The sequence below is a fragment of the Staphylococcus aureus genome, assembly GCF_001027105.1.
Taxonomy (GTDB): Bacteria; Bacillota; Bacilli; order Staphylococcales; family Staphylococcaceae; genus Staphylococcus; species Staphylococcus aureus.
On sequence record NZ_CP011526.1, the window covers coordinates 1,846,161 to 1,870,316 of the forward strand.

The 24,156-nt window shown below is 29.6% G+C and carries 25 protein-coding genes and 2 pseudogenes; 7 read left to right on the plus strand and 20 right to left on the minus strand.

Going from position 1 to position 24,156, the window contains the following annotated elements:
- Positions 1–26 precede the first annotated feature (26 nt).
- The 4 genes from AA076_RS09155 to AA076_RS09170 all read left to right on the plus strand — a co-directional run bounded on the left by AA076_RS09155 (position 27) and on the right by AA076_RS09170 (position 2,758).
- Complete coding sequence (locus AA076_RS09155; protein ID WP_000070653.1) at positions 27–1,022, plus strand: DUF4352 domain-containing protein; 996 nt, start codon at positions 27–29, stop codon at positions 1,020–1,022.
- Between the two features lie 75 nt (positions 1,023–1,097).
- On the plus strand, positions 1,098–1,724 hold the full coding sequence (locus AA076_RS09160; protein ID WP_000669046.1) for a hypothetical protein: 627 nt from the start codon (positions 1,098–1,100) through the stop codon (positions 1,722–1,724).
- A 40-nt stretch (positions 1,725–1,764) separates the two neighbouring features.
- A complete protein-coding gene (locus AA076_RS09165) occupies positions 1,765–2,109 on the plus strand; it encodes a DUF3969 family protein (protein ID WP_000627551.1) in 345 nt (114 codons plus the stop codon).
- 97 nt (positions 2,110–2,206) lie between these two features.
- Positions 2,207–2,758, plus strand: a complete 552-nt coding sequence (locus AA076_RS09170; RefSeq protein ID WP_000414205.1) for an SAV1803-related protein — start codon at positions 2,207–2,209, stop codon at positions 2,756–2,758.
- A 217-nt stretch (positions 2,759–2,975) separates the two neighbouring features.
- On the opposite strand, the gene AA076_RS09175 is transcribed toward AA076_RS09170, so the two are convergent.
- The 5 genes and pseudogenes from AA076_RS09175 to AA076_RS15195 all read right to left on the minus strand — a co-directional run bounded on the left by AA076_RS09175 (position 2,976) and on the right by AA076_RS15195 (position 5,235).
- Positions 2,976–3,617 carry an ImmA/IrrE family metallo-endopeptidase gene (locus AA076_RS09175; RefSeq protein WP_000494956.1) on the minus strand — a complete coding sequence of 214 codons (642 nt, stop codon included), beginning with the start codon at positions 3,615–3,617 and terminating at the stop codon, positions 2,976–2,978.
- 113 nt (positions 3,618–3,730) lie between these two features.
- Positions 3,731–3,910 (minus strand): annotated as a pseudogene (locus AA076_RS09180) (DUF1433 domain-containing protein); the annotation flags it as partial.
- 7 nt (positions 3,911–3,917) lie between these two features.
- Positions 3,918–4,094 (minus strand): hypothetical protein, encoded by a 177-nt coding sequence (locus AA076_RS15185; RefSeq protein WP_000375476.1) that lies wholly within the window; start codon positions 4,092–4,094, stop codon positions 3,918–3,920.
- Between the two features lie 10 nt (positions 4,095–4,104).
- Entirely contained in the window at positions 4,105–4,488 is a 384-nt protein-coding gene (locus tag AA076_RS09190) for a hypothetical protein (RefSeq protein ID WP_000070812.1), read from the minus strand.
- A gap of 603 nt (positions 4,489–5,091) precedes the next feature.
- On the minus strand, positions 5,092–5,235 hold the full coding sequence (locus AA076_RS15195; protein ID WP_001549059.1) for a transposase: 144 nt from the start codon (positions 5,233–5,235) through the stop codon (positions 5,092–5,094).
- Between the two features lie 202 nt (positions 5,236–5,437).
- Here AA076_RS15195 and sprA1 point away from each other — a divergent pair, with 202 nt between their 5' ends.
- A complete protein-coding gene (gene sprA1 / locus AA076_RS15945) occupies positions 5,438–5,533 on the plus strand; it encodes a type I toxin-antitoxin system Fst family toxin SprA1/PepA1 (protein ID WP_001801861.1) in 96 nt (31 codons plus the stop codon).
- A 122-nt stretch (positions 5,534–5,655) separates the two neighbouring features.
- Positions 5,656–5,757: a hypothetical protein gene (locus AA076_RS15200; RefSeq protein ID WP_001791893.1), complete on the plus strand. Its 102-nt coding sequence runs from the start codon at positions 5,656–5,658 to the stop codon at positions 5,755–5,757.
- On the opposite strand, the pseudogene AA076_RS15205 reads toward AA076_RS15200, so the two are convergent.
- From AA076_RS15205 to splA, 12 genes and pseudogenes are all read right to left on the minus strand, one after another.
- Positions 5,735–5,917, minus strand: a pseudogene (locus tag AA076_RS15205) (transposase); the annotation flags it as partial. The gene AA076_RS15200 and the pseudogene AA076_RS15205 overlap by 23 nt on opposite strands.
- 187 nt (positions 5,918–6,104) lie before the next feature.
- A complete protein-coding gene (locus AA076_RS09210; RefSeq protein ID WP_001037045.1) occupies positions 6,105–6,482 on the minus strand; it encodes a DUF1433 domain-containing protein in 378 nt (125 codons plus the stop codon).
- 519 nt (positions 6,483–7,001) lie between these two features.
- The gene (locus AA076_RS09215) at positions 7,002–11,114 is read right to left on the minus strand and encodes an SMEK domain-containing protein (protein ID WP_000831218.1); all 4,113 of its coding nucleotides are present in this window, start codon (positions 11,112–11,114) and stop codon (positions 7,002–7,004) included.
- A gap of 849 nt (positions 11,115–11,963) precedes the next feature.
- A complete protein-coding gene (locus tag AA076_RS09220; protein ID WP_000072624.1) occupies positions 11,964–13,163 on the minus strand; it encodes a restriction endonuclease subunit S in 1,200 nt (399 codons plus the stop codon).
- Complete coding sequence (locus AA076_RS09225; RefSeq protein ID WP_000028669.1) at positions 13,156–14,712, minus strand: type I restriction-modification system subunit M; 1,557 nt, start codon at positions 14,710–14,712, stop codon at positions 13,156–13,158. Before AA076_RS09225 ends, AA076_RS09220 begins: the two co-directional genes overlap by 8 nt.
- 163 nt (positions 14,713–14,875) lie before the next feature.
- Positions 14,876–15,010 (minus strand): hypothetical protein, encoded by a 135-nt coding sequence (locus AA076_RS15210; RefSeq protein WP_001791797.1) that lies wholly within the window; start codon positions 15,008–15,010, stop codon positions 14,876–14,878.
- A 64-nt stretch (positions 15,011–15,074) separates the two neighbouring features.
- Positions 15,075–15,794, minus strand: coding sequence for a serine protease SplF (splF, locus tag AA076_RS09235; protein ID WP_001038688.1), 720 nt, complete (start codon positions 15,792–15,794; stop codon positions 15,075–15,077).
- A 150-nt stretch (positions 15,795–15,944) separates the two neighbouring features.
- On the minus strand, positions 15,945–16,661 hold the full coding sequence (splE, locus tag AA076_RS09240; protein ID WP_001038759.1) for a serine protease SplE: 717 nt from the start codon (positions 16,659–16,661) through the stop codon (positions 15,945–15,947).
- A gap of 157 nt (positions 16,662–16,818) precedes the next feature.
- Positions 16,819–17,538 carry a serine protease SplD gene (gene splD, locus AA076_RS09245; protein WP_001038704.1) on the minus strand — a complete coding sequence of 240 codons (720 nt, stop codon included), beginning with the start codon at positions 17,536–17,538 and terminating at the stop codon, positions 16,819–16,821.
- A 120-nt stretch (positions 17,539–17,658) separates the two neighbouring features.
- Positions 17,659–18,378: a serine protease SplC gene (gene splC / locus AA076_RS09250; RefSeq protein ID WP_001836279.1), complete on the minus strand. Its 720-nt coding sequence runs from the start codon at positions 18,376–18,378 to the stop codon at positions 17,659–17,661.
- 57 nt (positions 18,379–18,435) lie between these two features.
- A complete protein-coding gene (splB, locus tag AA076_RS09255) occupies positions 18,436–19,158 on the minus strand; it encodes a serine protease SplB (protein WP_001039447.1) in 723 nt (240 codons plus the stop codon).
- A 124-nt stretch (positions 19,159–19,282) separates the two neighbouring features.
- Positions 19,283–19,990 carry a serine protease SplA gene (gene splA, locus AA076_RS09260; protein WP_001836281.1) on the minus strand — a complete coding sequence of 236 codons (708 nt, stop codon included), beginning with the start codon at positions 19,988–19,990 and terminating at the stop codon, positions 19,283–19,285.
- Positions 19,991–20,953: 963 nt separating this feature from the next.
- On the opposite strand from splA, the gene AA076_RS09270 reads away from it, so the two are divergent.
- Positions 20,954–21,520, plus strand: a complete 567-nt coding sequence (locus AA076_RS09270; RefSeq protein ID WP_001092763.1) for a DUF4888 domain-containing protein — start codon at positions 20,954–20,956, stop codon at positions 21,518–21,520.
- A 473-nt stretch (positions 21,521–21,993) separates the two neighbouring features.
- On the opposite strand, the gene AA076_RS15220 is transcribed toward AA076_RS09270, so the two are convergent.
- From AA076_RS15220 to AA076_RS09285, 3 genes are read right to left on the minus strand one after another with little or no spacing between them, the layout of a single operon-like run.
- A complete protein-coding gene (locus AA076_RS15220; RefSeq protein ID WP_000586140.1) occupies positions 21,994–22,692 on the minus strand; it encodes a BsaG family lantibiotic immunity ABC transporter permease subunit in 699 nt (232 codons plus the stop codon).
- On the minus strand, positions 22,689–23,450 hold the full coding sequence (locus AA076_RS09280) for a lantibiotic immunity ABC transporter MutE/EpiE family permease subunit (RefSeq protein ID WP_000581552.1): 762 nt from the start codon (positions 23,448–23,450) through the stop codon (positions 22,689–22,691). Before AA076_RS09280 ends, AA076_RS15220 begins: the two co-directional genes overlap by 4 nt.
- Positions 23,447–24,139: a lantibiotic protection ABC transporter ATP-binding subunit gene (locus AA076_RS09285; RefSeq protein WP_001096791.1), complete on the minus strand. Its 693-nt coding sequence runs from the start codon at positions 24,137–24,139 to the stop codon at positions 23,447–23,449. Before AA076_RS09285 ends, AA076_RS09280 begins: the two co-directional genes overlap by 4 nt.
- Positions 24,140–24,156: the final 17 nt, after the last annotated feature.

The window sequence follows — 24,156 nt, forward strand, 5'->3', positions numbered from 1 at the left end:
TAAATAATGAGGGAGATTTTTTAGGCATGAGCAATCAATTCAAAAGCGAAGAAGAGCGAAGACAATGGGAACAATTCCAAGCTTTCCAAAATCAACAAAACCAACAGAACCAGCAATACGGACAAAAGAAATCTAAAAAAGGATGGTTCTGGGGCTGTGGTGGTTGTCTAGTATTATTTATTTTAATTATCATCGGTATTTCAGCTTGTACAGCTGGTATTACAGGTAACCTTGGCGGAAATAGTTCTAAAGAAACGAACAAAACCCATAAAATCGGTGAAACTGTTAAAAATGGCGACCTTGAAGTCACTGTAAATTCAGTGGAAACTATGAAATCTGTAGGACCATCTCTTGCACCAACAAACGCTAAAGGTATATTTGTCGTTGCTGATGTGACGATTAAAAACAAAGGTAAAGAAGCGTTAACAATTGATAGTTCAATGTTTAAGCTAAAATCCGGTGATAAAACATTTGAAGCAGATAATACAGGTTCAATGTCTGCTAATCAAAGTGACAATGGTAGTATAGAAAATTCATTTTTCTTACAGCGTATAAATCCAGATAGCACTGCTCAAGGTAAAATTGTTTTCGATGTGTCAGAAAACATAGCCAACGCAAAAGATAAAAAATTAGAAGTTATTTCTAGTTTATTTAGCGTCAAGAAGATTACATTTGATTTATCCGATGCTAAAAAAACATCAAAAGCTAAAAAAGACAAGCAAGATACAGAAGTAGCTGTTGCGAGTTCAAATAGCGATAATGTAAGTTATGAAGCTTCGGCTACTACACCTGCTACAACTTCTAGTGCGGATACTGATTCTGAAGATAGCGAAAAGTCTAGTAAAGATGAGGATAAGCAGAATGCGTCTAAAAGTGATAAATCTAGTGTAGAAAAAAGTGAATCTAATGAGGAAACTGCTCCTGTAGAGCCCATGCCCCATAGCAAACCTACCACTAGTGAAGCACCACCTAGCCAAAATATTCACAATGAAGATAGCATGTACGACGCTTCAACAGAATAAAATTTCAGGGTAGCTCGGCTACCCTTCTTTTACGGAAAAATTAATTATACATAATCAAATCAAGGAGATAAAAAAATGAAATTCAAAGCTATCGTTGCAATCACATTATCATTGTCACTATTAACTGCCTGTGGTGCTAATCAACATAAAGAAAATAGTAGTAAATCAAATGACACTAATAAAAAGACGCAACAAACTGACAACACTACACAGTCAAATACAGAAAAGCAAATGACACCACAAGAAGCCGAAGATATAGTTCGAAACGATTACAAAGCAAGAGGCGTTAATGAATATCAAACATTAAATTATAAAACAAATCTTGAACGAAGCAATGAACATGAATATTATGTTGAACATCTAGTCCGCGATGCAGTTGGCACACCATTAAAACGTTGTGCTATTGTTAATCGACACAATGGCACAATTATTAATATTTTTGATGATATGTCAGAAAAAGACAAAGAAGAATTTGAAGCATTTAAAAAGAGAAGCCCTAAATACAATCCAGGTATGAACAATCATGATGAAACAGATGGTGAGTCAGAAGACATTCAACATCATGACATTGATAATAACAAAGCAATTCAAAATGACATACCAGATCAAAAAGTCGACGATAAAAATGATAAAAATGCTGTTAATAAAGAAGAAAAACATGATAATGGGGCAAATAATTCTGAAGAAACTAAAGTTAAATAATGGCATACTTTGATTAATCGTAATTTTTAGGAGAAACGCTATGATAACATTTGAGAATATACAACAACTTGAGAAATACACCTTAATGACTATGCATGGTCTTTTTAATCAACTTAAACTCGGCATTATTTCAATCGAAAACGCAGAGCATACGCTTTTTACACCTTATATGTTGGAAACGCTCTCTTCCCTAGGCGTGAAAGACAGCATTGTCGATTTAATTCATAAAGGGACTGAATTAGAAGACTTTGCGGCATTTAATTTATCAATTGAAGACACAGTTACAGTCTGTTTACAAAGAACTGAAGAACTATTAAAACAATACAAAAATGTGGAATTCAATGACAAAATATTAATCAATTGGCGTATTATACAAGAGAAATAGACATATAAAAGTCGAATGTAACTACGTGAGTATTGATTTTATTCTTTGTAAATTACAAGCATTTCATATTATAAAGTTTGAAAAGAGGTATATTGAAATGGAGAAAAATGAATATATAGCTAAATATAATGAATATAGTCAATTATTAGACGCTACATACTCGCAAGCTGTAGCATACCTTTTAAGTAAATATGGCGCTGTAACCGATGATTATTATAAAGAAAAATCATACACGCGATTTTTAAATGGAGAAATCAAAAGTATTTCAAAAGGAAAATACACTAGAGCTAGCGAAGGATTATATTGCCATCATATAAGCGAGGACAAATTCCAAAATCTATCTGATCTAAGATTCATTTCCAAATTTAAGTACTCATACGACGTTCAAAAGAAAGAAAACTTAGTGTACTGTGATCTAATCGAGCATTTAATTTTACATGCAATTATTACAAAAGAATCCCATGGCCAATTTGGTGTAGCTGGATTATGTCAAATGATCAAACCAACAGTCATTGATTGGTACATTGGCGAATATAATCCAAAACCAGCATGGATGCAAGCCACCAAAGCACGTGCCTATTTGCCTGGAATATTAGTAGAGAAATTACTCATTAAAATTGACGATATGTTAAAAGGAATAGAAATATAAGATTTCCTTGAGTCTAGATAAATGATTAATGTAGATTTATTTTTTGCTGTTGAGATTTTGTTATAGATGTTTAAACCTGTAATTAAATATATTTTATAAAATAGACCACGCATACCTATCTATAAACGGACAATGTTTATAAATGAGTTTGCATGGTCTTGAATTGTATTAAATTTCTTTTGGTTTTAATAAATCGACTAGATTTTCACAATATTTATCAAATATGTATTCCTAAATTATACAGCCTTAATCCAGCAGCTACTTTCGAAACTTCCAACTTAGTTGATATAAGGTTCAATAGTTTGTTTCGTTCTTTTTCAGATAAACCAGAACTTAAATTGATATTATTGACTTCATAAAAATTATAGACTAATGCCTCTATTTGCTTTTTAGGCATAAGTAAGTCGACTGAAAACTGATTTACGTCGCTTTCATAAATCATTTCATGTAAATTCTTTAGACTATTATCGTTACTATCTCTCATTAAGTCTGTATTTTTAAATAAATAACGGCCCAATTCACGAGCTATTGAAAATCTTGTATTATTAATCGAGTGATTATTATTAATATAGATTGTTCTTCCACTTAAATAACCCGAAGTATTACCCTCCATTTTAATATATCTAACATTTAAATTAAGTTGAAATAATAGCTTGTCTATGTCAATAGCAAAGTGTTCAGAAGTAATAAAAAGTTGATCCATTTTGTCCTTTATAAATGCCTGAAATAATCGAACTATTTTTGATTCTAAAATATCTTCATAATGAACTTTCTCAATAACTTTCAATTGATTCCCCACCCTAACTAAAAAAATCGAACCTACATCATTTAATAAATTTATAACTATAGGTGTAAACATTATTAAAATAAAACCCCTCTACTACTATATGTAACGAAGGGACATGATTTCAAAATAAAATACCTTTTTTATAAATTTATTATAATATTTTTCATTATACTATACAACCGAATCTAATCTAACGATCCTGAAAAGAAAAATAACGGCGGTTCCGCTTCATATTCATTTTTGTCCAAGTGTTCTTTTTCAATTATTTGATTGACGGTTTTCCAATTTTTTACTTCATGCTCTTTTAAAAAATGGCTATGAAAAATTCTATCCCCATAGATTTCTTCATAGCCAATGCTAATTTGTTTCATGTCATTTCTTTAAAATTCCTAAAAATATATAAACTAAAAGCATAAGTAACACAGCAAAAATTGCCGAATATATAATTATTGAAAAAGCATTGCTTTGCATTGGAACTAAATAATTTAAAGTACAAAATAATAATAATGCTAAAATTCCAACTTTAAGTGAATATTTTAATCTATCCATAAAATCACCCTTACTGATATCCCCATTTTTCTCCTGTCAGAACGTATTCCCCGGCTGCATACTTTTTAGTTTTTAATTTTATATATATTCCCTTACTAGTATCAATATTCGATGCAGCTATAGATCCAAGGAAACCACCAACACCTGCGCCAACTAAACCTCCTGTTAGTGCAGAAATAACGCTAATAGCCCCCGCACCTAAAGCAGCTATTGTTTTTGTATATGCAGAAGAAAGATATAATGTTGCAGTATCTTTACCTGTTTCTACATATTGAGTTTTACCCGCTCTCAATTGGTCTTCAGCTTTATATTTTTTTATTTCTTCTTTTGTAAATATATCTTCCAGTTTATAACCTTTTTTCTCAAGTTCATCAAATAAATTTTGGTTACTCAAATATATTACCTTTGCTTGAGAATGGTCTAACTTATCTTCAGCATGAGCTACATCTGAATTATAAGATAATGAAATTGGACTAACAAATAATACACCAGCAGCTAATAATAAAGATTTTTAATTCGTTTTTCATTAGTTTCTTTTAGATGATTTTTGTATTTAGATTTCGTATAAACAGAAACTAGATTTTTTCATGATCGACCTATCTTTTGTCCAGATACAGTGAGACCCTTGTCATTTAAATGATTTTTAATTCGTCTTGTACCAAAGACTTTTCTATTAGAATTAAAAATATTTATGACGGCATGTTCTATGTTTGAATCATCTTTAGTGATTTTATTATCTTTTCTTTTTATAGAATCATAATAGGTACTTCTTAGTATTATCAGGACTTTACACATTGCTGATACTGAATATTGATGTGCATTCTTTTGAATGACTTCTATTTTTGCCCCATAATCAGCGCTACTTGCTTTAAAATATCGTTCTCCATTTTTAAATGTTGAACTTCTTTGCGTAATTTAATCAGCTCTTTTTCTTCATCCGATAAGTTATCTTGGTGATTGAATGTACCCGTGTTTTGATGTTGCTTTATCCATTTTCCTACATTTTATAACCGCCATTTACAAACGTCGAAGGTGTGAAATCATACTCGCGTATAATTTCATTCCTAGGCTTACCATTTTTATATAATCTAACCATTTGTAACTTAAACTCTGAACTAAATGATCTTCTTTCTCTTGTCATAATAAAATCGCCTACTTTCTTAAATTAACAATATCTATTCTCATAGAATTTGTCCAATTAAGTGTAGACGATTCAATCTATCAGCTAGAATCATATAACTTATCAGAAGCAAGTGACTGTGCTTGTATATTTGCCGATGATATAATAGTAGAGTCGCCTATCTCTCAGGCGTCAATTTAGACGCAGAGAGGAGGTGTATAAGGTGATGCTTATTTTCGTTCACATCATAGCACCAGTCATCAGTGGCTGTGCCATTGCGTTTTTTTCTTATTGGCTAAGTAGACGCAATACAAAATAGGTGACATATAGCCGCACCAATAAAAATCCCCTCACTACCGCAAATAGTGAGGGGATTGGTGTATAAGTAAATACTTATTTTCGTTGTCTTAATTATACTGCTAATTTTTCTTTTTGTAAAATATGCAAGGTTTTAAAGAGAAACATCAAGAACTAAAAAAGGCTCTATGTCAAATTGGACTGATGCGTTCAATATCCGAAGTTAAGCAACTAAACATTGCTTAACTTCCTTTTTACTTTTTGGAGCGTAAAGTTTTGAACATAATAATATTCGATTGCGCAAATGATTGTAACTTCCATAACCAAAAGATGTACGTTTAATTAATTTTATTTTGTTATTTATACCTTCTAAAGGACCATTTGATAAATTGTAATAATCAATGGTTACACTATTAAAAGTGTCACAAATTCTTATGAATCTGGCATAAACTTTGAATTAACTAAATAAGTAAGAAAACCTCGGCACTTTATCATTTTAATAGTGTCGAGATTTTTATAGATACTACAAATATTTATAACATAGTTAAACTCATCTAATGACTTATATTTTTGTTTCATCACAATATGAACAATTATTTATTGGACGTATTTTGCTCTTTTTTTATTTCAGAAACTGACTTAGGATTTTTATTAAATTTTCTACCCAATTCATCTGTATAAGAAATATCGGTATCAAATTGAAAATCATCAACAGATCTTATACCAGCTGTAAATGATAACTTTTTATCATTATTTATATAACCACTAATAGAATAACCATCCATTGGGTTTTCTTTAAAATTAGCGAAGCTTATATTTTTATAACCTTTCACATTGTACTTCATATAAATCGTTATTCTTTCTTTTTGTTCATCATAATATTTCTTTTCGTCATATTTCATCTTCAAAAAGATTCCGCCTAGAATCAATATTAAAATTATAATTACAATCATAAGATATTTTTTATTCAAAAATCAATCTCCTTTTCATTGTACTTATTGACGAACATTTTGAATAAATTAAGCATATTGAGTTTTACGATGATTGTATAAACGTTACAACCCATATGATTGTTGGTTTTAACATTAGTCAATTTTTCTTTCTTATAATCTTAAATCATGATTTGGTTTACTTTAACACTTAAATAATTATATTTTTATCCATTCTATTCATAACATTTATTCAATTGGACCTGAAAAGAAAAACAACGGTGGTTCCGCTTCATATTTGTCAATAGCGGTTTAAGATTGGCGTGTTTTAAATACTTAATCACTTTCAAAATCTTTTTAGTCAGTATGATTCTTCTATAATCTTAAAGATTTTCATATTATAATATTACACATTTTTTCGAAATCTTATTTAAACTTATTTACTAGTTTCCTTGTGGATTGTTGGTTGTGTTTTAGAAATTCACGTCACAAGTTCAATATAAATATTGTTTTTTTACTTTTTATAAAAGTTTGAGCGGTGGCATAAATATATAGATAAATCTAAAAATTACGCCTAATTTTTGACATGTCATTCTTAATTATTTTCTTATTATATTTGCCATCGTCATAAAAAACATTGTACCACCATTCTTGTCTATCTCGAAGAGAAATTTTTTCTAGATATATTTTCCATCCAATAGACAATTTTTTAGTATTAAGAAAGTTTAATAAACTTTCTTTTTTAATAAGTAAACATTCATTATCAAATTCGAGTAATTTAGAATTAATACATATTGTTTCACCAAATTTAGTTTTCCATACTCCTTCTTCCGTTTGTATTAATGAAAAATAATCTACTATTTCTTTACACGGAATATAAAAACTTATTGATTTGTCCTTAACAGAATAATCTAACTCCCAAAAATATTCATAAATAGCTGGACATAATTTACCATCTGATTCAGTTAAATATCCCTCTTTATAATTTTTATAAGCTTCGCTCCAATAATATTCATATAAATATATACTATGTGCTCGAGGAATATTAATACCTCTATCATAATTATTTTCATAACCTTTGATAATTTCATTACTATCTTCTTTATTATAAAAATATCCCATCGCTAAGAAATAACATGAGTCTCTATCTTCAAATGGTATTTCTTTCTCTCTCTTTTCAAAATTAAACTTTGAGCTTAAACATATATATCTATGATTGTCTATATCTATTTCTAAAAATAATTTTGTTTCATCAAAAACTTTGGTATTTTTTACCCATTCATTCGATTGATGCGAAGGAAGTGGTGAGGGTACTAGTATTTTTGATTCTTTATCAATTTCAAGTAATAGTAAAGTAGGATCAATATCTCTAATATAATCATCCCATAGTCCAGAATATTGAACATCAGGAAATTTATCTACAAGTTTAGCTAAAATTTCATAGTAAGCAATCCATTGATATTTTTTGCTAATTCTTTCAATTGAATTATTAAAGTTATCATAACGATTAACCCACATATCAAATTCACCATGTAATTTTGCATCATAACCCATTTCAAAAATCCTCATTAATGCTATATTACTTAAGTCTTGATCACTTTTAAAACCCTTTACCCAGTTTCGTACAGCATAACCAAATACATATCTGCCAAAATCGCCATATGCCCCAGTTCCTCTTCCATATTCCGTTGTCATTGAGTTTTTAATTTTATCGATAGAAAAATGTAAATGGCTATCTAATTTGTTTTTTAAAGATTTTATGTAATCGTCTATATTTAAATTCGAATATTCTTTTTTATACCAATTACTTTTATAAGGTGGCCTAATTTTTTCTAAATTTATATTAGATATATCTTTTGATAAACTAATATATTCAATTGTTTGCCTAGCATAATCTCTCATTAAAATATGAGGATATACCATTTCTTTATCAAATATTTCTTCATAAATATAATTAGCAATCTCTATATGTATTTCACAAATGTCGATTCGAAGTGTCGCCCCTAAAACAGAAGCATATAATCTTTCGACTATATATGGATCATTGTTATTTTCAAATAATTTTAATAAACCAATAATTTTAGTTGGAAATGTTTTGAATAATTTTACTAAAGATTTAGTACCGAGATCTCTTAATTTATTATTAGTTGCAGAAAATATCCACGTTAAAAAAATCATATATTTTTCCGCAGTTTCTTCATCTAATTTCTTATAGTTACTAAATAGCCAATTAATAATTTCAAAAACCTTTTCATTATTTATAGATATATATTGAGTCCATAAAAAATCTCTTTTTCCTAAATTGCATTGTTTCAATAATTTATGTAAAGCCCAAATATTTAACGGATGGTTTTTTTGAGGCATTTTTATTAATAAGACATCTAAAAAATTATTTCTAAATGCATCATAAGGAATAACATTATCGGATATATAGCATTTAGTATGTTTACTTATGCTACCATCTTTTCTCCATACTAAACTATTTATAAAAGAATATATCATGTTATAATTGTTTTTAAACTGTGGAAATACTTCAAATAGCTCTATATTAAATTCATTTGCTAATTTAATAAAAAGTTCATTAATAAGACCTCTATTATAAGATAAATCGTCTTCCTTTTGAAAATACCTTGTCACTTTTTCATCTGACTGTAATTTAGTTACTAAATCTCTTTTATCAACATTTCTATATTTCTCTAAAAGGTATTCTGATAAAAAGTAATCTCCCATACGCTCATACGAAAAATAAATAATCATTTCACCTTTATAGCCAGTATTTTTAATTAATATATTTTCATCTATTAGCGCTTCTAAAAATCTATTTGACTTTTGAACATACTCTTTAGCTATATTATTAACAACAGTATAGGATTCCTCATAATTTAGTTGATTAAATTCTGAGTCGTTCATTAATTCAACTAATCCTTTTATTACTTTTTGTACAACATTAATATTTTTATCAAAATCAAATTTATCTTCCTTAGATAAATTAATATTTACTGTCTTAAGAACATTTGTAAATAGCTCTGCAACACTTATAGTTTGGTCAAATTCCTTAAATTTATTTACACAGTACTCACACATTAGTTTTAAAAATAATGGATTGTTGAATTCTGGATTTAATATAGGTAACTTAGGTAGCTCTAATCCATAAAAATCACAAAAAGATACAATTGGATTATAGTTTTCTTCCTTACTAAAACCTTCATGCTGAAATACTACAATATTGTTATCTTGTATTGCGTTTTTGGGTAATATAACATCTTCAAAAGGGGTTCTAATAGAAAATATTAAAGCTATATTAGAATACTTCTTTATATGGTTGATAAAGCTTTGAAAATAATTTCCCCATAACCTTTTACCTTCACCTTCATTAAGCGCATCAATAATAATAAAAGCTCTTTTTTTTGTTTCTTTGGCCTTATTACTTATTGACCTTAAAAAATTATCAACAGAATTTGTAACTTCTAAATCATTAAGTATTTGATGCCATGGATCTTCATTTTTAGTAAAAAATTGTCCCAAAAACAGATAAATAATATGATTTTCATCTCTAAGTTTTTTAGATAGATGCGCTAAAAGGTGTGATTTTCCTATGCCAGCTTCACCTTGAACTAGCAAATAAGGATAAAACAAGCATTCTTTACATGTTTCTTTTAAATACGTTTGATATTTTAATAATACTTTTTCGATTTTACTCATATAAGTTTGAAGTTCTAATTTTTCATTCTCACTTATTTTGTATATATTACATTCATTATGTTCTGTCAGAAAAATATAAGGGTCAATATTAATTTCGTCTATCAATTCATAAATTTCACTTAAGTATTTTTTCTTTTCTTCAAACTCTTCTTCCAGTTCCAAATAATTATTGACTGATTGTTCTAAATTAGAGAATATTTTTTTGAAATTCAAATAAATATTCTTTGCGTATTTTGATTTCATCTTATCTAAAATATCATTTTCGATATAACCTTTTAATTCTTTTAGATATGAAATATTAGTATATTTAAAATTATTGGTAATAGAAATACCTTCTATAATTTTATTATTAATAGTATCGACATCATTATTCGCAGTATATCGTGAAGCTAAATTCGATATATTAAATTCTAATTTTTCATTAATAAATTCTTCTTTTAAATATGACAAAGAATCTTCAAATAAAAGCGGAGATAATTCTTTTTTTAATAATTCAATAGCGTGATCTTGCTTATTTATGTTTAAATTCAAAAACTCTTCGCATAAGTCTTGAGTTAAAATAATATCTTTTTTACTATCGAATAATATATTATGTGGATTTGAAAAATTCTTATTTTTAATATTATTATTTTGATTTCCAATAAATATAAACTTTAATCGATAACCTTCTTCCATTTTATTTGTTAAATACTCTTTTTTTAGAGTGTCCTCTATTTTTTGCTTTTTACACGTTGCGGTAACTTGAATAATAATTTTATTCGTATTATCTATAAGATCAAATGCTGGTGCATTTTTTTGTTTTTTATTATGATTCTCAAGTGAATACCCATATACAATATTTAACAGGTCTCTAAAAAAATATTCGGAATATATATGATTATTTAAAATATTTATCTTTCCTAGTTCTTCAATCTTAGTATTAAGTCTAATTAGTGTATCAAGAAATTTTTCTTGATTCGTTGATCGTTTCAAGTTTTAAGTCTCCTTTTAAAATGAATATTTCACTTCTTATAACTAATATTTAAACAAAATGATCACATAATAATATTTAATTTACAATATGCCACTACAGTGTCAACATTTTATAAACACTATTCATTTGAACATGGTCTAAAACGAATAGGACATTGTAAATGATTAAATAGTCTGTCTCTAGTTGATGTATATGGTCATTTGTTATGCAGATAATAATTAATCTAATTAATTTTTACGTTTTAGTTACTTGGTTGTGATTGAGGCTTTTTGTATCTAGTTGTAATATTCTCCTTTTTTAGAATCATAATAGGTACTTCTTGAAATTTTTAGAACTTTGCACATTGCTGATACTGAATATTGATACGCATTTTGTTGAAAGACTTCATTTTTTGTCTCAAAATTAGCACTGCTTGCTTTAAATCATCATTTTACATTATCAATCGATGTTTTTCTTTGCGTAATTTTATTAACTCTTTTTCATCACTTGTTAAAATGTCTTGATGATTGAATGACTCAGTATTTTGGTTTTGTTTTATCTAATTTGAGAAAGTTAATGATGTTAGATCATATTCTCGTATAATTTCGTTTCTAAGCTTACCATTTTCATAAAGTTTAATTATTTTAATTTAAATTATTTACTAAAAGCTCTTCAGTCTCTTGTCATAATAAAATCGCCTACCCTCTTAGTTTAACAATGTCTATTCTCATAGAATTTGTCCAACTAAATGTAGACGATTCACTAAACTTCTAAAAAAATAAACCCCAAATTATAATAGTCTCAATATTAATATATTACAATTTATTCATAGGATTTTTATCATTTCAATTAATAGGTTGTTATCAGGGTTAAATAAACATTTTTTGTAATAGTCCTTTTTTACGTTCTTTTAATAACTCAATTCTATTCATTTGATTATTCATTTTATTGTCTATAGATTTTAACAATGCACTTACTTTATCTTGTTCAGTGAGACAAGGTATTTTAAGATTTATATTGCATAAGTTCGCATGAGTTAATTTAGCTGGTGCATTACCTGTGACAAATGCTCGTAGTTCTTTAAAATTTAAATAATAATTCATAAAAAACAAATTATGATCATTACTTTTAACTACATGCGCATGATTATTTACCCAGTATTGCCCATTAGCAATAAAGCTACTCGTCTCAAACTGCCCCCATTTTGCACCATCTTCTCCTATTAGTAATCGTTCTTCATTATTGAATAAATAATCTTTTACGTAATCAATAATTCCAGTTGCACCATAGTAAGGGTATAACCCCTTTTCTCTTAATGAAGAAGTAATTGGTTTTCTTCTATTATTTTCAAAGATAAAGATGTCTTTTATGAATTTGTTTTCCCACTCTGGATATTCTTCACCATTCTCATCTTTGAATCGCAATTCTTGTGTGAAGATTTTCTGCATATAGCCTTTTTTCTGTTGTTGAAGCAATTCAAGTTTTTGTTCTTCTAATTCAATTTGTCGGTCGAGTTTGCTGAAGAACTTGCCTATTTTTTGCTGTTCTTCAAATATAGTTGGGGTGAAGATTTTTAAATTAGCAATTTCTTTGAAGTTTAGACCTTCTCGACTACCTCCACTTTGTGCAAGGAAAATTTTCCTTTTACCTTTTCTTGATAATAGATACTGTCCAAAAAAATTATAATAATACTCTTTTTTCAATCTAATAATACATACATGTTGATTTAAATTAGCATGCGTTTCAACTATCGAATTAATGGCTGTTCTACCTATTGATGCTCCTGTAATATTTAAAAGAACATCACCATAGTACGTTCTACTATTTTTCATCTCATCATCTATATCTTTACTAATATAAACTAAGTCATTAAGATTTAATTTACCATTTCTAATATTTTGACTCCTTAAAAATGGTATGCCTTTGTTTGTATAGTTTTCACTTCCACCTTTGGGAGTCTTTCCACTACCTATTTTGGTAGTAAGATTCCCTAACTTCTTCTCTTCCCATTCGCCTTCAAATCCTGGGAATCTCAACTCTGGCACATTTTTCGTTTGTGTATTACTCATCTTTCAACACCCCAAGTTCTTTCAGGTATGCATTGATTTCTTGTTCAATTTCTGCGATTTCTTTGTCGATATTTTTCAAATCTTGTTGGACTTGATCTAAATCAATTGGTGCTTCTTCTTCGAATGTATCAACATATCGCGGTATGTTTAAGTTGTAATCGTTATCGGCGATCTCTTGTAATGTCGCGCTGTAGCTATATTTATCAATCGTTGCTTTACGCTTATATGTGTCTATAATACGTTCGACTTGGGCATCGCTTAAATGGTTTTGATTTTTTCCTTTTTCAAAATCATTGGATGCATCGATAAATAGTACGTTGTCGTCTTGTTGGCGACATTTTTTAAATACTAAAATACATGTTGGAATACTTGTCCCATAGAAAATATTGGCTGGTAACCCAATCACGGCTTCTAAGTAGTTCTTTTCTTCTATTAAATAGCGACGAATCACACCTTCTGCGGCACCACGGAATAATACACCATGTGGGAGTACGACTGCCATGGTACCTTCATCGTCTAGGTAATGTACCATGTGTTGAATAAAGGCAAAGTCTGCTTTGGATTTTGGCGCAAGCTTGCCGTAACCACTGAATCGTTCATCATTTTCAAATTTTGAATCTGCTGTCCATTTCGCACTGTATGGTGGGTTCGCAATAACCGCATCAAATGTATTGCCTAAAAAGGCTGGATTTTCCAATGTGTCATCATTACGGATCTCGAAGTTCTCATAACGCACATCATGTAATAACATATTCATGCGTGCTAAGTTGTATGTAGTATTGTTACGTTCTTGTCCGAAATAACGATACACTTGCGTTTCTTTACCAACACGTAACAACAATGAACCGGAACCACATGTTGGGTCGTACACGTGACGTAATTTATCTTTACCGTCTGTGACAATCTTCGCCAGTATCTTAGATACTTGTTGTGGTGTATAGAACTCGCCTGCTTTTTTACCCGCTGTCGCCGCAAAGCGCCCGATTAGGAATTCATATGCATCACCTAACATATCAATTTCCATGTCACTGTGAACGAATGGTAAGTCGTCAAGATTAACCATGACTTTAGAGATTAAAGCAGTACGTTCTTTGACATTGTTACCTAGTCGCGTTGAACTCAAATCCATATCGCTGAACAGCCCGATAAAGTCATTTTCACTTTCTTCACCTAATGTAGATGTTTCAACTTTGCGAATCGCCGTCGCTAGATGTTCTATATCGAAATCTTGCGTTTCAATTTCACGAATCATCGCACTGAATAAATCTTGTGGCTCAATGAAGTAACCGACTTGATCAATTAATTCTGCTTTTAAGTCTTCACGATATTCTTCATCTGCCCATGCTTCTTGATACGTGATGTCTTCACCTGACAAGGCATCTGCATATTCTTGTTCGGCTTTTTCAGATAAGAAGCGATAGAAAATCAAGCCTAAAATGTAATTACGGAATTCACTCGCATCCATGTTCCCTCTTAAATCATTCGCAATCGACCATAATTTTTTATGTAATTCAGCTTGTTGCTGACGTTGTTTTTCAGTAATAGACATGTGATTCCTCCGCCTTTGCATAAGTAATTTATCTCTTTGTGTAATAGATTTATTATAACATTTGGTTATGTTGCGATGTTGATAATTTGGATGTTGGTGGTGGAAATTTTGAGTTTTAGTGGCGCAATTGTTATTGAAAAATTTTATAGAAATGTTGTAGCTTTCAAATGCTTTCAAAATCATTTATATTCTTAATGATGTCAAAAAGTTGTTCATTCATACATAAATAAAACCAATCAACAATTGAGTTGGTGAAAATCAATCGTTGATTGGCTTTGATGCATATTAAATAATGCAATATATATTAATAAATGTTAGTTATAGTATATTTTGTCAGGATTGGGTGAATGTCTAAGTTTTAATTATTTATCTAAATTATCTGCAATGAATTTCTTAATTTCAGGAGAGAAATAAACAGCAAATCCTCTTGTGCTTTCACCTGATGGCTTATTACCGGCATAGATTACACCAATAGCTTCGTGTTTACTATTTAATATAGGTGAACCAGAGCTACCAGGCTGAATAATTGCATCCGATGACACTATATTCCCATTCACTGATAATACTTTACCAGTTGATTCATACATTTGTAGTTTATTTCCATTAGGATTTGGATAACCAATGACTGATATAGGTTCATTTTCTTTAGCTTCTGATGCTATATTAAATTTACTAGTGAAATCTTTGAATTTTCTACCTTTTGGTTGTGTTGATTTTTCTTCAACTTGTACAACCGCAATATCTTCTTTACCAGGATAATCTACAATCTTAGTAACTTTATAAAGTCCACCACCGTTATTATAAAAACCATTAGGATGTGCTTTGATTTCATCACCGACTTTCATGTGATAGGTAACATGTTTATTGGTAATGATTGTATGATTTCCAACTACAAATCCTGTTCCAGCGCCCATCCATGTAACACCACTGTATGGTGCAACATTTGTATTTGTAATTTGTTTAACAGTATTTTCGGCTTTGGCTGTTTGTTGAATACCTTCAACCATTGTTGTGCCGACACCAGTTATTGATGTTAAAATCGTCAATGCTGCAATACTTTTGATGATTATATTTTTATTCATTTTTCTGCTCCTCTAAGTATTTGTATAATTATAATGTTAGCTTTTTGAAGTTTTATTTTTTTTAATCATTTCGAATAAATGGAATCACAGAGATGATTTGAATTGTTGAGTTTGTTGTTAATTTTTAAAATCATTTATCTATGTAAGGATTTATTTATCTGTGTTATCTGCAATGAATTTCTTAATTTCAGGAGAGAAATAAACACCATATCCTTTTGTACTTTTATTTCCAGGGCCGTTTCCACCAAAGTGAACACCTACAACTTCGTATTTACTGTTAAATACAGCTGAACCTGAGTTGCCTGGTTCTACGAAAGCATCAGTAATAATCATGTTGCCTTTAACTGACAGCACTTTTCCTGTTGACTCATACATTTGAAATTTATTTATATATGGTTCTGGATAGCCAACAATTGAAATGCGTTCATTTTCTTTAGCTTCTGATGCTATTTTTAAAATGCCTGTGTAATCTTTAAAATTCCTGTTTTTTGGATGAACAGCTTTATCTTCCACATGTAGAATGGCAATATCTTCTTGACCTGAATAACGGACAATTTTTTTAACTTTATAAAATCCGCCATTATTATATTCACCATTGGGATGCGCTATAATATGTGCACCAATTTCCATACCTGCAACGACATGCTTGTTGGTAACAATTGTATTTTTACCGACAATGAAACCTGTTCCAGATCCTATCGAAACGACACCATTGTATGGTGCTACATTAGTATTTTTGATTAGTTTCACATTATGTTCAGCTTTAGCCGTTTGTTGAATACCCTCAACCACTGTTGTGCCGACGCCAGTCACTGATGTTAAAATCGTCAATGCTGCAATACTTTTGATGATTATATTTTTATTCATTTTTGTGCTCCTCTAAGTATTCGTATAAATATAAGGTTAGGTTTTTGAAGTTTTATTTTTTAAATCATTTCGAATAAATAGAATCACAGAGATGTTTAAAATTGTTGATTTTGTTGTTAATTTCTAAAAATCATTTATCAATGTATGGATGGATGATTTATTTATCTAAATTATCTGCAATAAATTTCTTAATTTCAGGAGAGAAATAAACAGCAAATGACCTTGTACTTTCACCTGTTGGTTTATCACTAGCATACATAACACCAATTGCTTCTCGCTTACTATTTAATATAGGTGAACCAGAGCTGCCAGGTTGGACAACCGCATCAGATGTCACTATATTTCCATTCACTGATAGTACTTTACCAGTTGATTCATACATTTGTAGTTTATTTCCATTAGGATTTGGATAACCAATGACTGATATAGGTTCATTTTCTTTAGCTTCTGATGCTATATTAAATTTGCTAGTGAAATCTTTGAATTTTCTACCTTTTGGTTGCGTTGATTTTTCTTCAACTTGTACGACCGCAATATCTTCTTTACCAGGATAATCTACAATCTTAGTAACTTTATAAAGTCCACCACCGTTATTATAAAAACCATTAGGATGTGCTTTGATTTCATCACCGACTTTCATGTGATAAGTAACATGTTTATTGGTAATGATTGTATGATTCCCAACTACAAATCCTGTTCCAGCGCCCATCCATGTAACACCACTGTATGGTGCAACATTCGTGTTGGTAATTAATTTCACACTATTTTCTGCTTTGGCTGTTTGTTGAATACCATCAACCACTGTTGTGCCGACACCAGTTATTGATGTTAAAATCGTCAATGCCGCAATACTTTTGATGATTATATTTTTATTCATTTTTGTGCTCCTCTGTTTATTCATGATGCTTTTGATATAGACGTTTTTTTATGTTATATTCGACCGATGTTTTTCATTAAAATTATTGAACACATGCTCATGGTGTATATTTAAATTTGTTTATTGTTCAATGTGCTTTTGAATAAAATCTTTGATTTGAGGCGTAAAGTATACGGCACCATTATATTCAGAACCAATTTTTCCAATACCGCCATACACCACACCTATGACCTCATTGTTAGAATTTAGAACTGGTGATCCTGAATTCCCGGGTTCAATGTATGCATCAAAATTTAAAATATTGTCTTTGATTCTTTTTATAGTTCCTGTAGATTCAAACTGTTTAAAACTATTTTGAGCAGGTAATGGGTAACCAATAACTTTAATTTTGTCATCAACTTTAGCATCTTTCGCAAAATTGAATGCTTGGACATTTTCATTAAAATTAAAGCCTTTTGGTCCACGTTCGACTGCTTGTTCTTCAATATTCATGACAGAGATGTCTTCATCACCCGGATAATCAGAAATGCTTTTAATTTTATATATACCACCATTTCCTTTGTCACCGTTTGGATGGGCAGTAATTCTATCGCCAACTTTATAATCTTTTGATACATGTTTATTGGTGATAATTGTATTTTTTCCAATTACAAAACCTGTCGCATCTTTAAATGAAACGACGCCATTATATGGAAAAATATTTGTATCTTTAACTTGCGTAACATTCTTCTCTGCATTTGCTATTTGTTGTGTCTCTTCAACGACTGCAGCATTTATTCCAGTTACTGAGGTTAGAACGGCTAATGCTGCCATGCTTTTAATGACTATATTTTTATTCATTTTCAAGCTCCTTTACAATTCGAGATATGTTGCAACGCTCGTTTAAAGTCAATTTGTTTATTTATCTATGTTTTCTGCAATGAATTTTTTAATTTCTGGTGTAAAGTAGACGCCATATGCATTTCTGTTATCATCATTTTTTACATCAGAAGCAAAATGAATACCAACTAATTCGTTGTTGCTGTTTAATACAGGTGATCCAGAGTTTCCGCTTTCAGTATGCGCTGAATATACAATACTGCTACCTTCTACTGACATCACAGGGCCAGTTGACTCATATAAAACATATTTATTTTTGTATGGGTGTGGATAACCAATCACTTTAATTCGCTCACCAGCTTTAGCCCCTGCCGCATATTTGAATGGCGTTACATTATCATTAAAATTAAAGCCTTTTGGTCCACGTTCTATTGCACGCTCTTCAACTTGAATGACTGATACATCTTCTTTACCTGGATAATTAATAATCTTTTTAATCGAATAAATACCACCATTACCTTTATCACTATTTGGATGTGCAGTAATACGATCGCCCACTTTGTAATTTTTCGACACATGTTTATTTGTTAAAATAGTATTCTTTCCAACTACAAATCCAGTTGCACTTTTAAAAGCAACTACACCAGTATATGGAAAAATATTAGTATCTTTAACTTTTGTGACATTATTTTCTGCTTTGGCAGTTTGTTGTACTTCCTCAACCAATGTTGTTCCAATACCTGTTACAGATGTTAAAATTGTTAATGCTGCTAAACTCTTGATGACTACGTTTTTGTTCATTTTAAGTTCCTCTCTTTTAATTATTTTGATATCTAGATACATAATTCAGTATATTTAGTTAATTATGTAACCGTTTTCTTAATCACTCTTTAAAAAATCAACTTCACGAATGAATTGATGATACTTATTTTTCAATATTATTTTGAATAAATTCTTTTAATTGTGGTGTGAAATAAACACCGAAATTCTTTTCAGATTCATCTTTTCCACTACCTGCATATAAAATACCAATCAGTTCATGTTTAGAATTCAATACAGGAGATCCTGAATTACCTGGTTGTGCATACGCATCAAATTCCATAAACGTTCCACTGATATGGTTAATCGTTCCTGTCGATTCAAACATTTTATATTTTGTTTGTGCACCCTTTGGATAACCAATAACAGAAATTCTATCTATCACTTTTGCTCCGTCTGCAAATTTTGTATAACTAACGTTCTTATTAAAATTCAAACCTTCTGTACTTGTTTCATGAACATGAACTATCGCAAGGTCTTCTTTTCCGGGATATTCTACAATGTCTTTAACGTCGTAGTTTCCTCCGCCTTTACCTTTACTCGAATGATGTGCTGATACTCTATTTTTAAAAATATCATTACTTTTAGCGATATGTTTGTTAGTTACGATTGTATTTTTACCAACAACTACACCAGTACCACCCACAAATGCTACCACTGAATTGTATGGTTCCTTAGTTGCATCGGTAATTTCTTTGACATTCTTTTCTGCTTTGGCAATTGAATGAGGCTGATTAGAAATATTTTCAGCAAAACCAAGAGATGTTAAAATAGTTAAAGCAGTTAAACCTTTAACCATTACATTTTTATTCATATTTTACCTCCTTCCAAATTTATTTTTATAGTTAATGTATCTAGATACACATTTACTATATACATTTTAAATAAAAATATTAATTAAATATTAATTAACCACTTATTAACGTTTTATTAAATTATTTTACATGAATTGACTCATTTATTTAAATATGCTTAAAACTCAATATCACGCAATTAAAATTGACTTTTTAGGATTATTTTGGTCTTAAATATTAATTATTGAATTAAAATTGTAATATTTATTCGGAAATTAGGTGATTGAAAATATATGGCGGAATGGTGAACAATTCATGTATTTATAATCTTTCACTTTACTATGTATTGTGTTTAACAACATTATTAGCGATTAGTTCCCCTATTATTTATGACAATATGCAGTCAATCAATGAAACATGTATGTATGAGTATATTTGGAACTAGTAATGTATTGTTAAATATTGAAGATGATTGAATTATGGAATTTTTTTCGAGATATGTTATTTCGGGGATCAGATTTTGCGATTTTGCCTTGGATAGAGTAGTTGCGATTTGTAAATACGTTTTTCAGGTTCGATTCAATTTCGTTGTTAAGATAATATGGATTAGTTTCACTGACATGTTGATGCATGTCTTTTTTGTTCTGATAAAGTATAAAATGTTTACTTAACATTACTTAGTATGACACCTGCTAATTCAAACATTATTTGAGACATTCTTTTCAAATTAATTATAAATTTTTACCTATAGACTAGTTTGATATTTATCTACATCTCAAAATTCTCATCAACAATCTTTCACATCCAACATTTTTACTTTAGTTTTTATAATTCAAAACAACAAAACTATGTTAAAAAATTATTCTATTTTTTAGTTAATAGATAGTTAATACATTTTTGATATTTAGTTAATTGTTCTTTTAAAAAATTATTATTATATTTTCATTGTAAACGTTTACAATATAAAAAAAGGAGCAATAAAAATGAATACAAAATTTTTAGGTAAAACATTAGTAGCAAGTGCTTTAGTATTAACAACATTAGGAACAGGCTTACATTCTTCATACTTAGGATTAGATACAAATAAAGTTGTTAAAACGGCTAAAGCAGAAGAAAAAATGACAGATGGTCAATTATGGAAAAAAGTTAAAGATTCATTACATGATTCTGATATTATTTTAAGTAACGAGTACGAAACAATCAACGTTACTTATTTATTAAGCAATGGATATTCTAGCAGCGTTTCTGCTCCTGGAAATGATGATGGAGGCCATCTAACACAATCTATAGACTTTAAAGGATTAAAACAAATTGATTTAACTAAGGAAAATGTCTACGATGACTTTAACAAAAAGCTAGATGCTAAAAATACATGGAATTCTCTAACCGAGAAGTTAAAAGGTCTTGGTTTACTACAAAATGGCCAAAAAGTATCTATTTATTCTTCAGATAGCTCTTCTCCAGTCTCGGGTAAAGTGGGAGAAGGAGTAACTAGTGGTGGCGAAAATACTCTAACTAAACGCTTCATCAACAAAATCACAATTGATTAAACCTTAAACTCAAATTTCCTTAATTCATAAAACATTAATAACTAACCCTTTCTTACAAACCACCTAGCCCATAATATATTAAAACGTCATTTTTATTTCAATTAGCGGAAAATAAAAAAACCATTCCGCATTAACTTTGGCAAGTTGGAATGGTTAAAAAAATATTTTAGAAGCCAGCGTTTGGCTTGCTTAGACGACATGTTCGCGCATGTCGTCTTATTTTTACATTTATATAATAACACGCAATTCAATAAAATGTCTAATCAATAAACCTCAATTACATTCAAATTCAAAAACTTTTCACCTAATATTCATCGCTTAAATAAACATTACGTTTAATTAAACAGACATTGTCAATCGCGTCTAATACCCCTGCTGTCCGAAAACAAAATTATTTTGTATTCATATTTAACTGTTCTCTTTCCTCCCTTTTCAACGCAACTAAATTTCTTTTACCGTTAGAGCCCCAATCTTTAATCTTTAATTGTTCTACCGCTCCATTTATTAAATCCTTTAAAGAGTAAAACTGCTAATAGCAACGTGATAATAATATAGATTGCCAATGTTAATGTAACTGGTATACTCCCTTCGATAAACATATAAACGTAACGTGTAGCATATGTGATTGGTAAATAGAACCACGAATGATCTCCAAGCACTTCTAATCCAAAATAAACGTTAAAAATAAACATTAAAACTCCGACAACAATAGCCATTACATCTTTAATGAAAATACTAAAAATAAAAAGTAGCAGTAATATAATTACATTGAAAAACAATGATACGCCTATAAACATAAGTGTTATTTTCATATCATGTGAATGCCACAATAAATTAATTGATGCTAATAGAATACATATGGCTGTAATAGTATAAGTAAAAATCATTGATGCATTTAACCAATTTAGCCTATTAGCTTTTCCTAAAATATGATTAAAGTGACCAATATTTTCTTCAAAATTGATAACTTGATAGACGTTTATAGAAATTAATAGCGATGTAATTGCATTAAAACTCGCTGTAAACAAACTTATTTGTCGACCATTCCATAAATTTACGTTTAAATACCAATTTATAAATAATATAAACAATATGGTTACAATAATGGGTACAAATGTGAGCGCTTGCTTAGAAAATTTCAACTTACATGACTTTAATTCGTTAATTATCATTTTAATCGCCAACTTTTCTTATTATTTAAAAATGTTACTATCGCGAAAATAATGATGCTAACAATAATCGAAATATATAAGGCATTGAGATCATTAAAGTATTTTGAATTATGGTTTACAACTAAACCATTAGGTAGTATACCAAGCGTAATAAGCGGGATTCTCTGCATTATCCCCCACGGCAACACCCAAAATAAACTCTTCAATGTTAAAAACAAGACACAAATGACTGATAATACTAAGTTTATTAATATTGATACGAACACACCAAAGTATCGAGTTAATAAAAAGTTGAGCGGTATCAATGGTAGAGATACTACATACATCAACAATATTGTCACCAATAACAACATAGCATTAACCGGATGTGGATTAATAATTAGGTCACCTATATAAGCAATAATAAATACTAAAAAGCAATGTACCAAAAATGCTATTGATAAAATGAAAATCTTTGCTCTTATTTCTTTTGTAATCGACCAATTATTACTTAAGTAATAATTAAATGATTTATTTCTCATTTCAATTTTAAATAACGAATTACAAGCCATACATAATACAATCGGGATGAAAGCAATTGGCCAAATATTAAATAGTAAAGTTATATATGGTGACACACTATTCGCTGTTCCCGTATTACTTTTGGCGAATAAGACTGTGAAAATAGCAAAACAAAGAAATACCAGCGGACTTATTAATAAAACATACATACTGAAAGAATTTTTAAATTTGATACCTTCTATCTTTAAATGTATCATTTGTAATCACCTTTCGTTATTTTGAAGAATATCTCTTCTAAGTTTTCATCTTTGTTATTTCTTTGCTGATATTTTAGCTCACCCTCATGAATAATACCGATATGATCTGCTAAAACTTGGATTTCAGATAAAATGTGACTTGAAATAATAATACTAGTACCTTGTTCTGTTAATAATTTTAGAAGTTCTCTAAGTTCTTGGATTCCATATGGGTCTAAACCATTAGATGGTTCGTCTAATACTAAAATTTCTGGCTTTTTAATTAATGCCATTGCAATTCCAAGTCTTTGTTTCATACCTAAAGAAAAGTCCTTAACCTTTTTCTTTTTATCGACATTTAAATTGACTAAGCTTAAAACACTATTAATTTCGCTGAAATCAACGCTTTCATTTAAACACACAATTTTCAAATTATCTTGTGCACTTAAATGATTATATGTCGCAGGTGTTTCAATAAGCGAACCAACTTTGTGCAAATCATTTCGTGTCATTGGTCTATTATCTAATTTAATTTCCCCTGAATCTTGTTGAAGTATGCCACATATAATTTTCATAAGTGTCGTTTTACCGGCTCCATTAATACCAAGTAATCCATAAACTTCGTTATTTTCTAAAGTGATATTAATATGCTTTAATACATCTTGATTTTTAAACCGCTTCGAAATGTTTTCAGTAACTAATTTTGCCATAATCAAAAACTCCTTTG